18 protein-coding genes are annotated in these 17,687 nt (G+C 72.9%); 13 read left to right on the forward strand and 5 right to left on the reverse strand.

Features of this window, described 5'->3' with window-relative positions; translation table 11 throughout:
• Nucleotides 1-62 precede the first annotated feature (62 nt).
• The 8 genes from AB0B29_RS30220 to AB0B29_RS30255 all read left to right on the forward strand — a co-directional run bounded on the left by AB0B29_RS30220 (nucleotide 63) and on the right by AB0B29_RS30255 (nucleotide 8,359).
• Complete coding sequence (locus tag AB0B29_RS30220) at nucleotides 63-1,301, forward strand: sedoheptulose 7-phosphate cyclase (protein ID WP_362244658.1); 1,239 nt, start codon at nucleotides 63-65, stop codon at nucleotides 1,299-1,301.
• Nucleotides 1,298-2,581 (forward strand): ROK family protein, encoded by a 1,284-nt coding sequence (locus tag AB0B29_RS30225; RefSeq protein ID WP_362244660.1) that lies wholly within the window; start codon nucleotides 1,298-1,300, stop codon nucleotides 2,579-2,581. Before AB0B29_RS30220 ends, AB0B29_RS30225 begins: the two co-directional genes overlap by 4 nt.
• Nucleotides 2,578-3,726, forward strand: coding sequence for an alcohol dehydrogenase catalytic domain-containing protein (locus AB0B29_RS30230; RefSeq protein WP_362244662.1), 1,149 nt, complete (start codon nucleotides 2,578-2,580; stop codon nucleotides 3,724-3,726). The genes AB0B29_RS30225 and AB0B29_RS30230 overlap by 4 nt, the downstream gene beginning before the upstream one ends.
• A 31-nt stretch (nucleotides 3,727-3,757) precedes the next feature.
• Entirely contained in the window at nucleotides 3,758-4,522 is a 765-nt protein-coding gene (locus AB0B29_RS30235) for an SDR family NAD(P)-dependent oxidoreductase (RefSeq protein WP_362244664.1), read from the forward strand.
• Complete coding sequence (locus tag AB0B29_RS30240; RefSeq protein WP_362244666.1) at nucleotides 4,519-5,427, forward strand: sugar phosphate isomerase/epimerase family protein; 909 nt, start codon at nucleotides 4,519-4,521, stop codon at nucleotides 5,425-5,427. Before AB0B29_RS30235 ends, AB0B29_RS30240 begins: the two co-directional genes overlap by 4 nt.
• The gene (locus AB0B29_RS30245) at nucleotides 5,424-6,101 is read left to right on the forward strand and encodes an HAD-IA family hydrolase (protein ID WP_362244668.1); all 678 of its coding nucleotides are present in this window, start codon (nucleotides 5,424-5,426) and stop codon (nucleotides 6,099-6,101) included. The genes AB0B29_RS30240 and AB0B29_RS30245 overlap by 4 nt, the downstream gene beginning before the upstream one ends.
• 52 nt (nucleotides 6,102-6,153) lie before the next feature.
• Nucleotides 6,154-7,389, forward strand: a complete 1,236-nt coding sequence (locus tag AB0B29_RS30250; protein ID WP_362244670.1) for a serine hydrolase domain-containing protein — start codon at nucleotides 6,154-6,156, stop codon at nucleotides 7,387-7,389.
• 130 nt (nucleotides 7,390-7,519) lie between these two features.
• Entirely contained in the window at nucleotides 7,520-8,359 is an 840-nt protein-coding gene (locus AB0B29_RS30255; protein ID WP_362244672.1) for a TIGR03619 family F420-dependent LLM class oxidoreductase, read from the forward strand.
• Between the two features lie 88 nt (nucleotides 8,360-8,447).
• Here AB0B29_RS30255 and AB0B29_RS30260 read toward each other — a convergent pair whose 3' ends face one another.
• The 3 genes from AB0B29_RS30260 to AB0B29_RS30270 form a co-directional block, all read right to left on the reverse strand.
• A complete protein-coding gene (locus AB0B29_RS30260; RefSeq protein WP_362244674.1) occupies nucleotides 8,448-9,338 on the reverse strand; it encodes a LysR family transcriptional regulator in 891 nt (296 codons plus the stop codon).
• A gap of 178 nt (nucleotides 9,339-9,516) precedes the next feature.
• On the reverse strand, nucleotides 9,517-10,476 hold the full coding sequence (locus AB0B29_RS30265; protein ID WP_362244676.1) for an NAD-dependent epimerase/dehydratase family protein: 960 nt from the start codon (nucleotides 10,474-10,476) through the stop codon (nucleotides 9,517-9,519).
• Complete coding sequence (locus tag AB0B29_RS30270; RefSeq protein WP_362244678.1) at nucleotides 10,473-11,099, reverse strand: ScbR family autoregulator-binding transcription factor; 627 nt, start codon at nucleotides 11,097-11,099, stop codon at nucleotides 10,473-10,475. Before AB0B29_RS30270 ends, AB0B29_RS30265 begins: the two co-directional genes overlap by 4 nt.
• A 188-nt stretch (nucleotides 11,100-11,287) precedes the next feature.
• On the opposite strand from AB0B29_RS30270, the gene AB0B29_RS30275 reads away from it, so the two are divergent.
• The 5 genes from AB0B29_RS30275 (at nucleotide 11,288) to AB0B29_RS30295 (ending at nucleotide 15,237) form a co-directional block, all read left to right on the forward strand.
• The gene (locus AB0B29_RS30275) at nucleotides 11,288-12,208 is read left to right on the forward strand and encodes a ScbA/BarX family gamma-butyrolactone biosynthesis protein (RefSeq protein WP_362244680.1); all 921 of its coding nucleotides are present in this window, start codon (nucleotides 11,288-11,290) and stop codon (nucleotides 12,206-12,208) included.
• Between the two features lie 64 nt (nucleotides 12,209-12,272).
• Nucleotides 12,273-13,565, forward strand: a complete 1,293-nt coding sequence (locus tag AB0B29_RS30280) for an MFS transporter (RefSeq protein WP_362244682.1) — start codon at nucleotides 12,273-12,275, stop codon at nucleotides 13,563-13,565.
• 53 nt (nucleotides 13,566-13,618) lie between these two features.
• Entirely contained in the window at nucleotides 13,619-14,092 is a 474-nt protein-coding gene (locus AB0B29_RS30285) for a MerR family transcriptional regulator (protein WP_362244684.1), read from the forward strand.
• Nucleotides 14,093-14,203: 111 nt separating this feature from the next.
• Entirely contained in the window at nucleotides 14,204-14,416 is a 213-nt protein-coding gene (locus tag AB0B29_RS30290) for an EF-hand domain-containing protein (RefSeq protein WP_362244686.1), read from the forward strand.
• A 158-nt stretch (nucleotides 14,417-14,574) separates the two neighbouring features.
• Nucleotides 14,575-15,237: an NADPH-dependent F420 reductase gene (locus tag AB0B29_RS30295; protein ID WP_362244688.1), complete on the forward strand. Its 663-nt coding sequence runs from the start codon at nucleotides 14,575-14,577 to the stop codon at nucleotides 15,235-15,237.
• Nucleotides 15,238-15,352: 115 nt separating this feature from the next.
• On the opposite strand, the gene AB0B29_RS30300 is transcribed toward AB0B29_RS30295, so the two are convergent.
• Both AB0B29_RS30300 and AB0B29_RS30305 read right to left on the reverse strand, forming a co-directional pair.
• Nucleotides 15,353-15,910 carry a glycoside hydrolase family 25 protein gene (locus AB0B29_RS30300; RefSeq protein WP_362244690.1) on the reverse strand — a complete coding sequence of 186 codons (558 nt, stop codon included), beginning with the start codon at nucleotides 15,908-15,910 and terminating at the stop codon, nucleotides 15,353-15,355.
• 153 nt (nucleotides 15,911-16,063) lie between these two features.
• Entirely contained in the window at nucleotides 16,064-17,476 is a 1,413-nt protein-coding gene (locus AB0B29_RS30305) for an MFS transporter (RefSeq protein WP_362244692.1), read from the reverse strand.
• Nucleotides 17,477-17,687 lie beyond the last annotated feature (211 nt).

Consider the following 17,687-nt stretch of genomic DNA (forward strand, 5'->3'; position numbering starts at 1 on the left):
TTCCCGATCGACGGGACGCGCGCCCTGCCGGGCGCCCGGTCCGTCAGGAACGAGGATGCACCATGTCTCCGTCCACCACCGCCCCCCAGGCTCCCGCCTTCGTCACGCCCGTCGACCTCCCCAAGCCGCCGGGCCTCACCTGGCGGGTGCAGTCCCGTGAGCCGGTCGGATACGACGTGAACATCGTCCGCGGCCTGCTGGACCCGGCCAACCCGGCCCTCGCCCGCGCCTGCGGTGCCGACGGACAGCACCCGACCCGCTGCCTGGTCGTCGTCGACGACAAGGTGCAGGCCCTGTACGGCGAGCGCGTCCGCGCCTACCTCGAGGCCTGGCACGTCGAGTCCTTCTGGAAGGTGCTCCCCGGCGACGAGGAGGCGAAGGAGCTGGAGAGCGCCGTCGAGGTGACCGAGGCGATGACGGCGATGGGTCTGCTGCGCCGCACCGAGAAGATCGTCGCCATCGGCGGCGGCGTCGTCCTCGACGTGGCCGGGTTCGCCGCCAGCCTGTACCGCCGTGGCGTCCCCTACATCCGGGTCCCCACCACCCTGCTGGGCCAGATCGACGCGGGCATCGGTGTCAAGACCGGCGTCAACCACGGCACCCACAAGAACCGCCTCGGCACGTACTACGCACCCGAGACCGCCCTGATCGACCCGGAGTTCCTCACCACCGTCGAACCGCGGCACATCGTCAACGGCCTGGCCGAGATCATCAAGATGGCCCTGGTGAAGGACGCGGTGCTGTTCGAGCTGCTGGAGGCGACCGTGGCGGGAACCGGCCCGCAGAGCCTCGCCATGGGCGGGCCCGTAGCCACCGAGGTGATCTCCCGGGCCATCGCCGGCATGCTCGACGAACTGGAACCCAACCTCTGGGAGCAGGTGCTGGAGCGGTCCGTCGACTACGGCCACACCTTCAGCCCCTCTCTCGAACTGCGCGCCGACCCCCCGCTGTTGCACGGTGAGGCCGTCGCCGTCGACATGGCGATCTGCGTGGCCCTCGCCCACCGGCGCGGCCTGCTGTCCGCCGAGGACGCCGACCGCGCGCTGCGCCTGATGCACACCGCGGGCCTCCCGCTCGCCCACCCCGTGTTCACCGCCGAGCTGCTGGAGGAAGCCCTGCGTGACGCCGTCAAGCACCGGGACGGCCGCCAGCGGATGCCGCTGACCGAGGGCATCGGGCAGGTGCGGTTCGTCAACGACCTCACCCGCGAGGAGCTGGCCGGCGCGCTGGAGTTCGTCCAGGTGCGTGCGGCGGCGCTGGCCGGGCGGGAGGACGCCGAGCTGCTGGCCGTGGCCTCGTGACCGGCACGAGTGACAGCGTCGGGGGGACACCCCCGGCCGGGGACATCGCGGTCGTCGACGTCGGCGGCACGCGGCTGCGCCGAGCCCTCTGGTCGCCCGAGGACGGGCTGCGGGACCTCGTCGACGGGCCTTCGCCGAGCATGCGAACCCTGCCCGGGCTGTCCGTGCCCGAGCTGCGGCAGCGGATGGTCGACGCGCTGTGTGCGGCGGTCCCCGCCGGGGCGGCCCGCGTGGGGGTGTCCTTCGGCGCGGCCCTGGACCACCGCACCGCAACGGTGTACGCCTCGGCCCCGCTGTGGGGCCCGCACGCCGAGCCCTTCGACCTGCACGGCGCCCTGCGCGCGGCCCGGCCGGAGGTCGCCTGGCACGTCGTCAACGACGTGACCGCGGCCCTGCTCCACGCGGCTGCCGCACCCCACCGGCGCAGCCTGCGCAAACTGCTCCTGGTCACCGTCAGCACCGGCGTCGCCTGTCGCATCCTGGATCTGCGCACGGACACCGTCGCGGTGGACGACTGCGGGCTGCAGGGAGAAATAGGCCACCTGCCGGCTGCCCTGCCGACGGCCTTGGCCCCGTGGACCGCGTCGGCGGGCCCGGCTCCCCGCGACCTCGCGGCCGGGTCCGCCCGCACCCCGTCGCCCGCCGTCACCACGGCGGGTCGGTCGGCCCCGGACGTCGCCCCGGCGGCCCGGCCGACCCTCGCCGCCACCCCGACGGGGCCGGCCCGTGCCACGGTCCCCGTCTGTGACTGCGGCACCCCCGGGCACGTCGCCGCGTACTCCTCCGGACCAGGCATCCGGCGGCTCGCCGAGTCGATGCGGGTGCGGGACGCGGAGCGCTGGGCGGGGTCGGTGCTCGGACGGACCGAGGAGGCCGGATTCGACGGTGCCCTGCGGGCCGCACTCGACGAAGGCGACACGGTGGCGCGGGAGTTGCTCTCGGCGGCGGTCGAACCCCTCGCGGACGTGCTGCGCACCGCCCTGTGCCTGGACCCGGAGCTCGACGAGATCGTCTTGACGGGCGGGGTGGTGTACGGCCTCGGCGGCCACGTCCGCCGAGCGCTGCTGGCCCATCTGGCCCGCACCGGCCTCTACCTCACCGGTGACCGCTGCCCCGGCTGGGCCGAGCGACGGGTGACCACGGCCCCGCCCGGCGAGGCCGACCCGTTGATCGGTGCCGCACTGGCCGCTCGGCGTGGTCGGGGCGGTGCCCCGGCCGTCACCGACCTCACTCGCCTCACCCACCTCTCCGACCGGCAGCCGACAGGAGCCACACGATGAGCGCCGTGTTCCACCGCGCGATCGTCCGCGAGGGCGGCCGGGTCCGGGTCGAACCACGGCCGACCCCCCGTCCGGTGGCCGGCGAGATTCTCGTCGCCCCGCAGACGGCGGGTTTGTGCGGCACCGATCTGCAGATGCTGCGCGGGCTGCGCGGGGATCCGGCGCCCGTGATCGGGCACGAGGGATCGGCCCTGGTCGCCGCGGTCGGCCCCGGCGTGGACCCCTGCCTCGCGCCGGGTACCCGTGTCGTGGTCAACCCGACGCACCCGGATGACCCCTCCTTCCTGCTCGGCCACCACGTCGACGGTCTGCTCCAGGAGCGCACGCTCATCCCGGCGAGTGCGGTGGCCGCGGGTCTCGTGACGCCGCTGCCCGAGCAGCTCGCGCCGGACGACCTGGCCGCCCTGCTGGAGCCGCTCGCGACCGTACGGTACGCGTACTCCGTCCTGGAGACGGTCAAGGTCCGCACGCTGCTCGTCTTCGGTGACGGCACGGTCGGTCACCTGGCCGTCCGGGCGGCAGGCCGCATGCTCCCGTCCGGCGTGCGGACCGTGCACGTGCACCACACGGACGCGGGGCGAGCCTGGAGCGCCCGGTGTGCGCACCGGGCCGACGTCCTGCTCACCGCGGCGGACGGTCCGAAGGCGCTGCGCGCAGCGGTCGGCGACGGACCGGCCGCCGTCGTCCTCGCCACACCGCGCGACGCTACCCTGCGCTGTCTCGAGACGGCGCTGCGCGCCCTGCCCGGAGAGCTCGTCGTCGACCTGCTCGGCGGGCTGCCCCCGGACGCCACCAGCCCTTTGCTGCCGGGTGTGCAACTCGCCGCCGTCCGCGCCGCCAACTGCGGCGGCCTGCCCGCCGTGCCCCGCGTGGAGCGCGCCGTCACCGACGCCGGAACCCCGGTACGGCTGTTCGGCCATCGCGGAGTGGCGGGCCGTCACCTGCGGCAGGCGGCGGCCGAGTTGGCGGCCGCTCCCGAGCGCTACCGGGACCTGGTCACCCATGTGGCCGGTCTCGATGAGGCCGCCCGCATCATGCGGCACCTCGCGGTCCACCGCGACCGCACGTGGCAGGGCCGCCGCCTGATCAAGCTCGCGGTGCGCGTCGCCGCGGACCGCGCCGCCCCCATCGCCGCCCCCGCATGACCGCCTCTCGAAGTCTGACCAAGGAGAACGGATGACCCTCCCCCAGCAATCGCCGGCCGCCCGCCGCGCCCTGGTCGTCGGTGGTTCGACCGGCATCGGACGCGGGGTCGCCGCAGCCTGGGCGCGGGCCGGACTCGATGTCCTGGTGCTCAGCCGCAACAAGCCCGCCGGTGAAGACGCCGACCTGCTGCGCTGGTTCCCGTTGGACCTCACCGACGCCGAGGCGGCCCGCGCCGTGCTCGCCGACGCGGCGGCCGGACCCTTGCACGCCGTCTGCTACTCGGCCGTGTCGTACGGCAACCGGCGCGCGCCCTTCGGCGAGGTCGAGGAGGGCGAGTGGCGCCGACAGGTGGAGGTGAACCTGCACGGCCTGTGGCTGACCCTGGCGGCCACGCTGCCCGTGCTGCGCGCCGAGCCGGCCGGGCTGTTCCTGGGAATCTCCTCCGAGGTGGTCTACAACGCCGGGCCGGGGCGCTCCGGCTACGCGGCGACCAAGGCCGCGGGCAGCGCGTTGCTCGACTCGGTCGCCCAGGAGGAGGGCCCGGACGGCGTCCGTGTCGTGCAGGCGCTCCCGGCCGGCATGGTCGACACCCCCGGCATCCGGCGACGCCGGCCCACCGGCTTCGACTACGACTCCTACATGCGCCCCGAGCACTTCGGTGCGCTGGCCCACACACTGGTCACCACGGATGCCGCCGGGCATCACGGTGACAGTCTGGTCGTGGACGAGGGGGGCCACTGGCGCTCCGTCCGCGACACGCGCCCGGTCTCCCAGAGCCGCGGAGTGCCGGCATGAGCGGGTCGAACGCCCTCGTCGCCCTCGCGTCCTGGCGATTGCCGGTGACCGGTGCCGAGGAAGCGGTGCGCTGCGCGGCGCGGCTCGGGGCGGACGGGGTGCAGCTGGACCTCGGCGGGCCGGGCCGTGGCCCCTGGGCCGACGCCCCGGGAACGGTCCGGGCCGTGCACCGGGCGAGTGCCGGGACCGGCGTCGAGTTGCTCGGGCTGACCGCCAACACCCTGAACGACATCGGGCTCACCGCCCTGCCGGGCAGCGCCGAGGCCACCCGGGCCCGAGCCGTGATCGTACGGCTGCTCGACGCGGCACAGATCTACGGCGTACCGCTGGTGTTCGTGCCCAGCTTCCGGCGCAGCGCCATCGGCACCCGGGACGACCTGCGGCGCACCGTTCGGATCCTGGCCTGGGCAGCCGGGGAGGCCGCCGCCCGCGGGCTGCTCCTGGCCAGCGAGAACGACCTGGACGCGCAGGATGCCGGGGCCCTGGCCGACGGGGTCGCCTCACCGGCCTTCCGGCTGCTGCTGGACCCCTGCAACCTGCGCGTGGCCGGCCGCGACCCGGTGCGGTGGGTGACCGGCCTCGGTGCCTTCCTGGCCGACCAGATCCACCTCAAGGACCGTCCTCCGGGCAGCGCCGCCGCGGGCGCGAACGTCGCGCTCGGCACCGGCGACGGCCTGCTGGAGGACGTGATCGCCGCCCTGGCCGTCCACGGCCCCGCCCCGCGCGCGCTGGTCCTGGAGAACGACTACCGCGACGGCGACACCGCTGCCCCGCTCCGGGACCTCGCCTGGGCACGGGCCCGCGCCGCACGCCCCGCACCGACCTCCACCCCCACGCACCAGGCCTCCACGCGCCAGGCCTCCACGCGCCAGGCCCCCACGCAGCAGAAAGAGTCAGCCGGATGACGTCCCACACCGCTCTCGCTCCCGAGGCCCTGCTCTTCGACATGGACGGCACGCTGGTGGACTCCACCGTCGTCGTCGAGCGCACCTGGCGCCGCTTCGCCCGGCGGCACGGACTGGACGCGGACCGCATTCTCCACACCGCGCACGGCCGCCGCACCGGCGAGACGGTCGCCCGGTACGCTCCGGCCGGCGTCGACGTGGCCGCCGAGACCGCACGGCTCGTCGCGGAGGAGGTCGAGGACGTCGACGGGATCGTGCCCGTGCCCGGCGCGGCGGAGCTGCTGTCCTGCCTGCCCTCCGGCCGCTGGGCTGTGGTCACGTCCGCCGGCCGGGAGCTGACGCACCGCCGGATGGCGGCGGCCGGTCTGCCGCTGCCGCCGCTGCTGGTCAGCGCCGACGACGTACGCGAGGGCAAGCCCAGCCCGGAGGGCTACCTGGCCGCCGCGGCGGCCCTCGACGTCCACCCGGCTTCCGCGGTCGTCTTCGAGGACGCGGAGGCCGGGCTGCGCGCGGCGGCCGCGGCGGCCGCCACCGCTGTGGTCGTCGGCACCTACCGGGGTCCGGCCGCCGAGGGGTGCCCCCGGGTCCGCGACCTGCGCGACGTGACGGTGACCGGTACCGCCCGGGGTGTGCTGCGCGTCAGCCTCGGGCACCTCGAGCCGGCCCGCGGCTGACACACCTGCCACTTCCTTTGTCCGCACAGCACTTGATGGAGCGTTGCTACTCATGACAACCCTGCCCGACACCGCTGTCCCCGACGTCCGGATCGCCGGTCCCGCCGACCACGGTCTCGTCGCCGAGGGGTACGTCGCCGAGGGATTCGAGGAGGTGCGCGAGGAGTTCGACCGGAACCTGCGTGAGCGCGACGAACTCGGCGGCGCCTTCTGCGCCTGGTGGCGCGGCGCCAAGGTGGTGGACATCTGGGGCGGCGCCGCCGACTCCACCACCGGCCGCCCCTGGGACCCCGGCACCAAGTCCCTGATGTTCTCCGGCAGCAAGGGCATCGTGGCGATCACGTTGCTCGTCGCCGTCGAGCGCGGTCTGATCGACTTCGACACCCCGGTCGCCCACTACTGGCCCGAGTTCGGCCGGCACGGCAAGGACCGCATCACCCTGCGGCAGGTGATGACGTACACCGCGGCGCTGCCGGGAGTGCGCGTGCCGCTGGACCAGGACGACATCAACGACCCGCTGGAGATGGCACGGCTGATCGCCGACCAGGCTCCTGAGGAGGACGAGCGGGCCGGGGGCATCCTGTACGGGCCGTTCACCGCGGGCTGGGTCGCCGGTGAGGTGATCCGCCGGGTGGACGGGCGCACCATCGACCGGTTCTTCGCCGAGGAGATCGCCGCGCCGCACGACCTCGACATGTCGTACGGCATTCCCGCCGAACGGGCGGGGGAGGTCGCGCGCCTGGAGTACGGGGCGCACTTCCTGGAGCAGTACACCGGGTTCTTCACCAGTGACGCGCCGATGACCCAGCGGATCTGGCAGAACCCCATCCCCTTCCCGCACGAGGAGATGGTCTGGAACCGCCCGGAGCGGCGCACGTCGCTGATCCCCGCGGCCAACGTCATCGGCACCGCACGTGCCATCTCGCGGCTGTACTCCCTCTTGGCCGCCGACGCGACACGGGCGCCGGGGGACGAGCCCCTGCTGCTGTCGCGGGCGGTGCTCGACGACGCGCGGCGCGAGTACGTCCGCAAGACGGACCCGCTGATCGACATCCGCATGGTGTACGGCGGCGCCGGCTTCCGGCTGCGGTCCACGCCGCGCGACGGCGTGGACGGGGACTCGTTCGGGCACGACGGCGGGGGCGGCTCGGCCCATCTGGCCTGGCCCGGCGCGGGAGTGGGCGTCTCCTACATCACCAACCGGCTCATCGCGGTGGGCCCCGACGACAAACGGGCTTCCTCGCTCCTGAAGGCTCTCGCGCGGTCGGTATCCCGACTCGGCGCGTGACGAGACCGTCGCCGCGGGCCCGAACGGCCCCCGGCGACGGCTCCACCGGCGGGCGTCCGGGCCACAAGCCCCGGACGCCCGCCGGTTCCGTACGCTCGACCGATCCCCCTTCTCCTCCGGAGGATTTCTCATGCAGACCGGCGCCTCCGTGTTCGCCACCCCCGCCACCATGCCGCCCGGCCCACTGGCCCGGATGATGGAGGAACGCGGCCACTCCGCGCTGTACTTCGCCGAGCACACGCACGCCGTGGCGGGCGCCCAGGCGGCGCGGATGCCGCACAAGTTCCGGGAGACGCTGGATCCGTTCGTGGCGGCCACGGCCGCCGCCTGCGCAACCCGCTCCCTGCGCGTGGGAAGCGCCATCTGCCTGGTGGCCCAGCACGATCCGCTGGTGCTGGCCAAGACCGTCGCCAGCGTCGACCATCTCTCCGGCGGCCGCGTCGACTTCGGCATCGGCGCGGGTTGGGCGGCGGACGAGATGCGGCACCACGGTGTGCATCCGGACCGCCGTTTCGCGCGGATGAAGGAGCACGCGGAGGCGGTACGGGCCGTCTGGACCGAGCGTGAGGCCTCGTACGCCGGGAAGCACGTCTCCTTTGAGGGCGTCTGGTCCTGGCCCAAGCCGGTTCAGTGGCCGCACCCGCCCGTCATGGTGGGCGGCATGGGCCCGCGCGTGCTGGAACGGGTCCTGGCGTACGGCGACGCGTGGCTGCCCGACTTCGCGAACGAGGACACCCTCGCCCAGACCCTGCGGCGCGTCCCGGAGTTGCAGCGCCGCGCCGAGGACGCCGGGCGCGGTCCGGTCCCGGTGGTGCTGGCCGGCGTCCCGCACGATCCGCGGATCCTGGACCTCTGCGAGCAGGCCGGCGTCACCCGGGTCCTGACGCTGCTCCCCGCAGCCGGCCGCAGCGTGGTCGAGCGCTACCTGGAACGCTACGAACGGGCGATCGCCGCATGGCGGGGAGAGTGACGGTCCTGGGCCCGGGGCGGTTCGCCTCGGGCTCGCGGGCCCTCCGGCGGGCACGGAACGCCCTCGAGCCCGCGTCCGCCGGGCAGGTCTACGCGGCTGCTGCCTGGACCACCGCGGCCGCGCGTTCGACGAAGCGGAGGGCGAGCGGGTGGGCGCCCGCCGCGGGGCGGGCCAGCCAGAGGGGCATGGGCGGGGCTCCGGTGAGCGGGATGAACCGGACCCCGGGATGCGGGTTGCGGTGCTGCACCAGGTGGGGAGCGACCCCGACGCCGTGACCGGCGGCGATCAGCTCCAGCCACTCGGTGAAGCCGCCGCACAGGGTGACCTTGCCGGGCCGGGCCTCCTCCGGCCAGTCACGCAGCTGGGTGGCGCCGCTCACCGTGTTGATCAGTACCGGGTGCTCGGCGAGCTCGGTCCAGGCGATGCCGCTCCGGTGGGCGAGCGGCGATCTGCGGGCGACGGCGGCGACACGCTCCTCCTGGGCGAGCCGCACGGTGGTGAGCCCTCGGGCGACCTGTCTGCCGCGCAGCACGGCCAGCTGGACGGCGCCCTCCTCCAGTCCGGCGCACCGCTCGTCACGGCGCACCAGGTCAACGGCGACACCGTACGCCCGCTCGAAGCCGGCGATGGTGTCCTGCAGGAGCTCGTCGGGGAACAGCCAGTTGAAGCCGATCCGCAGGGTCTGGATGTCGTACTGCGGCGCCAGCGCCGCTTCCAGGCGGGGGAGCAGTTCCTCCAGCTCCTCCCGCAGCAGTGCCCCTGACTCGCTCAACCGCACGCTGCGGGTGGTCCGGTGGAAGAGCCGGGCGCCGAGGGCCTCTTCGAGCCGGTGGATGGAGCGCGTGAGGGACGGCTGGGTCGTGCGCAGCGAGGCAGCGGCCTGGGTGAAGCTCAACTGCTCGGCGAGCACGAGGAACGCCCGGAGGTGGCGTATCCCGATGTCGGCTATGGCCGCCTGGTGAGGCGATATTCCGTGCACGGTCCAGTGTCCTCCTCTGAGGTCGGCCACGTGGAGAGGGTCACTGATCACGGAGCCAAATTACAAACAGAACGATCGTTTTGTGAATCGTCTTGGTCGGACGGAGACGATCGCAAAACAAATCCTTTACCTTCTCCTGCGCCCTGCCTGCGTCCTGCCTCCTGCCGCCGGTGGCGGGTCAGCGCCCGGCGAGCAGGGAGCGGTACCAGCCCGCCGTGTCCGCCAGTCCGTCCAGGGGGCCCGGCCCGGGCGGGCAGTCCGCGAGCCGCCAGATCTCCCGGCTCTCGTACCAGTGGTCTTCGGCCAGCAGCCGGAACTGCCTCTCGCCGGCCCGCCCCGGGGTGCGGGCAAGCTCCGCGAGGCAGCGGTCCAGCGGCCAGTCCCGCTCGGCCACTTCAGGCAGCACACCGTGCTCGACGAGCCGCGCGAGCAGGTCGGCGACCCGTACCGGTTCCGGGTGACTGGCGTGATGCACCCCGCCCGGGAGCCGTCCGGCACGGGTCAGCGCAGCGATCAGCCGGGCGAGGTCCCGCACGTCCACCAGGGACAGCCGGCCCCGCCCGCCGTCCCAGCGGGCCGGCACGCGGGCGGCGAGTTCGGCCAGGGCGGGCACCACCCAACGGTCCCCGCGGCCGAGGACCAGCCCCGGCCGCAGTACCGTGCCGCCGACCGCCCTCACCAGCCGCTCGGCGGCCAGCCGGGTGGCGCTGGCGGCGGAGACCGGAGCGGGCTCGACCCCGTCCACGGGGATGCCGCTGTGCGGCCCGGCCCCGTACACGGCGGCCGTGGACAGCAGCAGGACCCGCGCGATGCCCGCCCGGCGCACCTCTTGGATCAGTGCCGAGGTGCCGGCCACGTTCACGGCCGCGCAGGCGTCCGCGTCGCCGCCGACGCGCGCCGCGAGATGCAGCAGGACGTCGCACCCGGCGCCCAGTCCGCGCAGCGAGGCCGGGTCCGTGAGGTCCGCGCGGGCCCACTCCACACCGGGCAGCCACTCCTGTCCGGCGGGCGCCGCGCGCACGACGGCCCGCACCGCCAGGTCCGCGCCCTCCTCCGCAACGGCCCGCGACAACGTGCGCAGCACCGCGGAGCCGATGAACCCCGTGGCGCCGGTCAGCAGGACGCGCGGGCCGCTCACAGCATCGCCTTCGCGCGTTCCACGTCCACCGTCAGCCGCGCCAGGGCCCCGGGCGTGGCGACGCCAGGCAGCAGATAGCCCCACAGCACGGCGATCTCGGAGGGCAGGCTCTCCCGCCCCGACTCCAGGTGGGACATCAGCTGGGTACCGGTGAAGGACGCGACCAGGACCCGGGCGAACTCAAGGGCGTCCACCTGGGGCAGCAGATCGCCGCGCCGCCCGGCCACCTCCAGCTCGGCGCGGAACCGGTCGATCCACCAGCGGTAGACGGTGAAGTCCTGCAGCCCCGCCTCCCCCTGTTCGACGGCCAGCCGCACCCCGGCCCGCAGCAGCACGTTGCGCTGCAGCTCCAGGCCGAGGTACAGGGTCAGGTCGATCAACTGCTGCAGCCCGGCCGGCTCGGCGGGCAGCGCGAGCGTGGAGGCCTGCTCCACGAGGACCGCGCGGCCCAGGTCCTCCTTGGACTTGAAGTGGAAGTACATCGCGCCCTGGGTGACGCCGGCCCGCTGCAGGATCTTGCTGACGCCGGCGGCCGAGTAGCCGTACTCGTCGAACACCTCCGCCGCCGCCATCAGGATGGCCTCACGGGTGCGTACGGCGCGTTCCTGCTTGGGCCGTGTCATCGGGCAGCTCCACAAGGTTGAAATGTGACAGGAACAAAAAACAGAACGATCGCATTTATAGTAGCGACATCCAGTGCCGAGACGAGCGCTGCACAACCGGACATCCCCCATGCGGTTCGTCCTGCCAGAGAAGAGGTACCACCGTGATCCGGCCCGCCCAGGATCTGACATCGTCGCCGTGGGCTCCCGTGCCACAGGACCACGTCCACAAGCGCAACGCCGACGAGACCTTACTCACGTCCTGGCAACGCACCGGCACCGACAGCTTCCTGATCAAGGCCCGCTGGCCCAGGGCCCACTCCTTCTACAGCACCGAAGAAGACGTCGACCCGCTGCTGTTCAGCGAGACGGTCCGGCAGTGCCTCCCCATGCTGTCGCACGCCGCCTACGACGTCCCACTCGGCCACCATCTGCTCTGGGAGACCTACGACTTCTCCCTCGCCGCCGGTCGGGCCGACGACCCTGCAGCCCACCCGGGCACGGCGCGCCGCGAGCTGCTGCTGCTGGCCGACTGCACCGACGTCACCCGCCGTGGCACCCGGGCGAGCGCCGTCACGCTGCACATCCGCGCCCTGCACGGCGACGTCCTGATAGGCAGCGCGGTCACACGCTTCACCATCCAGACGCCGTCCGTGTACCGGCGGCTGCGCGCCGAGTACGCCGACATCGCCCGCGCCGTGGGGCGCGCTCCGGCCCCGCCCGCCGCGCTGCCGGCGCACGAGGCGGGCCGGCCGGGACCGGACGACGTCGTCCTGTCGCCCACGCAGGTCGCGGGACGCCATCTGCTGCGCGTCGACACCGGGCACCCCGTCCTCTTCGACCACCCGGTCGACCACGTCCCCGGAATGTTGCTGCTCGACGCCGCCCGCCAGGCCGCCCACGCGGCCTCGCGGCCCCGTACGGTCCGCACCACGGGCATGACCACCCGGTTCCACCGCTACGTCGAGTTCGACGCCCCCTGCTGGATCGACACCGAGGCCGACCCCGCCGACCCGGACCACCTGCTGGTCACCGCCCGGCAGTACGAGCGCCCCTGCTTCACCGCGTCCGTCGCCCTGGGACCGGCGGCCGAGGCGATGATCCCGTGCGGCGCACGCGGCGCCTCCTGACCGCTCCCCGTCTTCCGTCCCCGACTTGACCTTCACCCCGACGTCAAGGTTGATGCTGCCACTCATGCACACCTCACCGAATCCCCCCACCGAACGGGGCTCCGCCTGGGCCCTGGCCGTCCTGACCCTGTGCTCGTTCACCCTGGGCACCGGCGAAATCATGATCGCGGGCCTGCTGCCCGACATCGCCGCCGACGCCGGCGTCTCCCTGTCGACCGCGGGCCTCCTCGTCAGCTCCTTCGCGATGACGGTGGTCATCGGCGGCCCGGTCCTCGCCCTGACCACCGGACGGGCGCGCCGCCGCCACCTGCTGCTCGCGCTGATGGTCACCTACGTCCTCGGCAACGTGGTGTCCGCCGTGGCGACCTCGTTCTGGCCGCTGGCCATCGGCCGGATCATCGCCGCGCTCGCCCACTCCGCCCTGATGCCACTGTTCTTCGGTATCGCTGCCGACGTCGTGCCGCCGCACAAGCGGGGCATGGCGGTGGCCCGGGTCTCGCTGGGCTTCAGCCTGGCGATGATCGCGGGACTGCCCATCGGCACCGCCCTCGGGCAGTGGCTGAGCTGGCGCGCCACCTTCTGGGCGGTCGCCGCGCTCACCCTCGCGGTCACCGTGCCCGTCGCGGCGCTCGCACCCAACACCCCCGGCATCTCCGCGGACGAGGACCGGGGGCGGCTGGCGGAGCTGCGGGTCCTCGGCGACCGCCGGGTGCAGATCGTCACCGGCATCACCGCGCTGTGCGCCGCCGCCTCCTTCACGGCGTACACCTACGTCACGCCCCTGCTCACCGACGCCGTCGGGTTCAGCGAGTCGGCGGTCACCCCGCTGCTGCTGCTGTTCGGCATCGGCGGCACGGTCGGCAACCTCATCGGCGGCCGGCTGACCGACCGTTCGGTGCTCGGGGCCGTGTCCGTCTGCGTGGCCACGCTGGCCGGCTCCCTGCTCCTCCTGGGCGCGACCACGTCGTTCAAGACGCCGGCGGTCGGTTTCCTCTTCCTCTTCGGCGCCGCCTACTACGCGGTCATGCCGGCGGTGAACACGCGCCTGCTCAACGTCGCCTCGCAGCAGGCCCGGACGCTGGCCCTGACCGTGCAGAGCTCGGCGTTCAACCTCGGTACGGCGCTGGGCGGCTGGCTCGGTGGCCGGGTCATCGCAGCGGGGGCCCCGCTGGGCTGGCTGCCCGCGGTCGGCGGCGTGGTCGCCGTGCTCGCCCTGGTGTTCGCGCTCGTCGAGGCGGCCGGGGAGCGGCGCCGCACCCCCGTGGCCGACCAGGGACCGGCCGACCAGGAACCGGCCGACCAGGAACCGGCAGGCCCCGCGGCGGAGACGCCGAAGGCGGCCGAGAGCACCGTCTGACCGGCAACCGAGCGGCCGAGAGCACCGTCTGACCGGCAACCGAAAGGAGCACCATGCGCATCGGGGAACTCGCGCACGCAACCGGCACCACCACCCGGGCACTGCGGTACTACGAGGAGCACGGACTGCTGCACCCCGAGCGCTCCTCCAACGGGTACCGCACCTACGGGACGGACGCGGTGCAGGTCGTGGAGAACATCCGGCTGCTTCTGGCCGCCGGGCTCACCACGGACGATCTGCTGCTCATCGACGGCTGCCTGCGCGACGAGCTGCTGAGCGACCACAGCTGTGCGGACCCCGGTGCCAAGATCGCCGTGTTCGAGCAGCGGCTCGCGGTGATCCAGCAGCGTATCGACGACCTCACCCGGGTCCGTGCCCAATTGCTCGACCGGCTGGGCGACCTGCACGACAGGACCGGCTCGCCCGGGGTCCTGGTGTGCCCGCAGCGGCTCGGCGAGAACAAGGACAGCACATGGCCGACGGGCGACACCCCGTCCCGGCTGCCGCACCCCGGGCAGGCCGCCTGACACCACCGGGGCGCCCGGTGCCGCCGCGCCGGGGGCGGGCACGGCCGGTTAACCTGACCTCCGTCAGACCTGCGTCACTAGGACGCACAGCACGAGATGAGGGGCGGATCGGTGGCGGACATCGAGGAAGCACGCAAGCAGTTCGAGCGGATCGATACGGACGGTGACGGGTTCATCACCGCTGCCGAGTTCAAGACCGCCCTGGCCCAGTCGGGTGACTGGAACGTCACCGAGTCGGTCGCCGAGGTCGTCATCAAGACCCGCGACCTCGACGGCGACAAGCGGCTGAGCTTCGACGAGTTCTGGGCCTACCTGAACAAGTAGGCACACCGCTCGCCGGCCGCGAGCGAAGGGGCCCGGTCCACGATCACGGACCGGGCCCCTCGGCATATCCGGCCCGGAATAGCCGACCCGCCCGGGAGGTTGACCGGTCTTGAGACTCCACGAGGCGCTGTTCATCCGCGGAAGGGCGAGGCGACGACATGAAGATCGGCATCATCGGAGCGGGCAACATCGGCGGCAACCTGACCCGGCGGCTCACCGCCCTCGGGCACGAGGTGTCCGTCGCCAACTCCCGCGGCCCCCAGACGCTCACGGCCCTGGCGGAGGAGACCGGCGCGACGCCCGTGACGGTCGTGGAGGCGGCCCGGGGCGCCGAGATCGTCGTCGTCACCGTTCCGCTGAAGGCCGTCCCGGACCTTCCCTCCGGGCTGTTCGACGGCGCGGCGGACGGCGTCGCGGTCATCGACACCGGCAACTACTACCCCCGGCAGCGCGACGGCAGGATCGCGGCGATCGAGGACGACGGCCTCACCGAGAGCCGCTGGACGGAACGCCACATCGGACACCCGGTGGTCAAGGCCTTCAACGGCACCTTCGCCCAGGACATCCTGGACCGCCCGCTCCCCGCCGGCGACCCCGGCCGCATGGCCCTGCCGGTGGCGGGAGACGACGAGGCGGCCAAGCGCAAGGTACGGGAGCTGATCGACGCGCTCGGCTTCGACACCGTCGACGCGGGCGGCATCGACGACTCCTGGCGCCAGCAGCCCGGCACCCCGGTCTACGGCCTGCGCGACGGCGTGGAGGCGGTCACGAAGGCCCTGGCGGAGGCGTCCCCGAAGCGCACGCCGGAGTTCAGCGGCTGAGGGATCCGATCGGCGCCTGCCGTGCGAGGCCCGAGGCCCGCTTTCGCGACCGGCCCTGATGCCGTGCCGAGCCGCGTTCGCCCCGTCGCGCGGACGTCGCCCGCCGCGGCACGGGTCAGGCGTCCTCGGCCCACTCCCGCAGCGCCGCTCTGCTGGCGAAGCGGGCCACGTTCTTGTCCAGCGGGTCGTCGGTGTACTGGTGGAAGCGCCACGTGGCCTTGATGCGCGGCTTGCCCGCCGAGACGTAATCGGCGATCCACAGGCCGTCGCCCGCGTAGGACGTCGTGTCGACGTTCAGCCAGAAGTCGCGGTTGGCATACAGGATGACCCGGTTGTGCGGCCGCAGTTCCTTCAGCTTCCGCAGGAACCGGTCCTTCTCGGCGTTGCTCGCGTGCGTCCCCTCACCGGTCGTCTCCCAGTCGACGGCGAGGATGTCACCCGCCCGGTCCGGGGCCTTGCCGACGAAGTACTCGGCCTGGGCGGCGAGGTTGCCGGGCCACAGGAAGTGATAGAAGCCGACGACCAGCCCGGCGTCCCGTGCGCGCTTGGTCTGGGCGGCCAGTTTGGGGTTGACGTAGGACCGCCCCTCCGTCGCCTTGACGAAGACGAAGGAGAGGCCGTCGGTGCTGTAGGAGGAGGACTGGTAGGCGCTCACGTCGATGCCGCGCAGCATGGGGGCTCCCTTGGTGCGGGTGGGGTGAAGTCCCCTTGAGTCGTGGGGCTGTTGTTATGCCCCGCGACGGTGGCCGTACGCCGGGCGCGAGGAGGTTCGCGACCCGGCGGTGGTGAGCGCCGGTCGGTTTGAGGGTCGGTTCGAAGGCCGGCTTCAGGAGGCGGGGGAGCCCGCCCGGGTCCGGATCGCGTCGTCGCCGGAGGCGGCCTCGCGATCGTCCAGGGAGGCGTGCTTGGTCTCCTTGCCGAGCAGGAGCGCGATCAGCGTCAGCACCGCCATCGCCGAGAGGTAGACGCCGACCAGCCACGGCGAGCCGTCACCCGCCTCCCACAGCGCCACGGCGATGAAGGGGGCGACCGCCGCCCCGAGGATCGAGCTGACGTTGTACGAGATGCCGGAGCCGGTGTAGCGGACGCTCGTGGGGAACAGCTCGGGCAGGAGCGCGCCCATCGGTCCGAACGTCATGCCCATCAGCGTGAAGCCGAGGACGAGCCACAGCACCACGCCGAGGGTGCCGAGATCGATCAGCGGCACCCAGACCAGTCCGAAGACCATGATCGCGGCGGTGATCCAGATCAGGACGGTGCGCCGCCCGTACCGGTCCGCGAGTGGACCCGAGGCCAGGGTGAACGCGGCGAAGAACAGCACACCGAAGATCATCATGAGGACGAACGTGGTGTAGTCGTAACCGAGTCCGGGCACGGCGGCGTCCTTGGCGGCGCGTCCGTAGCTCAGCGAGAACGTGGTCATCAGGTAGAAGAGCACGTAGGTCGCCAGCATGATGAAGGTGCCCAGGACCAACTGCCTCCCGTGGCCGCGCACCACGGTCACGAGCGGCAGCCGCTGCACCCCGCCGGACTCGCGGGTCCTGGCGAAGACCGCCGACTCGACGAGCCGGGAGCGCACCCACAGGCCGATCGCGACCATCACCGCGGAGAACAGGAACGGCACGCGCCAGCCCCAGCTGACGAAGGCGTCCGAGGGCTGCGAGGGGTCGGCGCCGGCGGTGGACGGCAGCAGCGCGCCCATGACCAGGAACAGGCCGTTGCCGATGATGAAGCCGAGCGGGGCGCCCAGTTGGGGGAAGGTGCCGTACAGGGCGCGCTTGCCGCTGGGGGCGTTCTCGGTCGCGACGAGGGCGGCGCCGCTCCACTCACCGCCGAGCGCGAAGCCCTGCGCGAGCCGCATCACCACGAGCAGCGCGGTGGCCGGCCAGCCGACCTGTGCGTAGGTGGGCAGCACCCCGATGAGGAACGTGGCGATGCCCATGGTCAGCAGCGACACGACGAGTGTCTTCTTGCGGCCGAGCCGGTCACCGAGGTGCCCGAAGACGACGGCACCGACCGGCCGGGCCACCATCGCGGCGCCGAAGACCGCGAAGGACGACAGCAGCGCGGTGGTCGGATCGCTGCTCGGGAAGAAGAGCTGAGGGAAGACGAGCACCGCGGCGGTCGCGTAGATGTAGAAGTCGTAGAACTCGATCGTCGTGCCCATGAGGCTGGCGACGAGCACGCGGGACCGCGGGTTGACGGGCGTGGGGGCTGAGCCGGTGGCTGGTGCGGGCATCGCTGGTCTTTCACGTTTGAAACATGGGTAATGCAACGATGTCAGTCATCTTGATTTCCGGTACCGCCATCTCAAAACCTGAGACAGTAGAAGCCGGTGAGCAACGCGTGCTTGGGATCGTGACCCTTTGACCTGTCTACGCCCCGTCGTGCTCGGCCCGCGCAAAACCTGGTCGGCATCGAGCGGCAGGGCCCGGATGTCACGGTGACCG

This window comes from Streptomyces tibetensis (assembly GCF_040647715.1).
In the GTDB taxonomy this organism is placed as follows: domain Bacteria; phylum Actinomycetota; class Actinomycetes; order Streptomycetales; family Streptomycetaceae; genus Streptomyces; species Streptomyces tibetensis_A.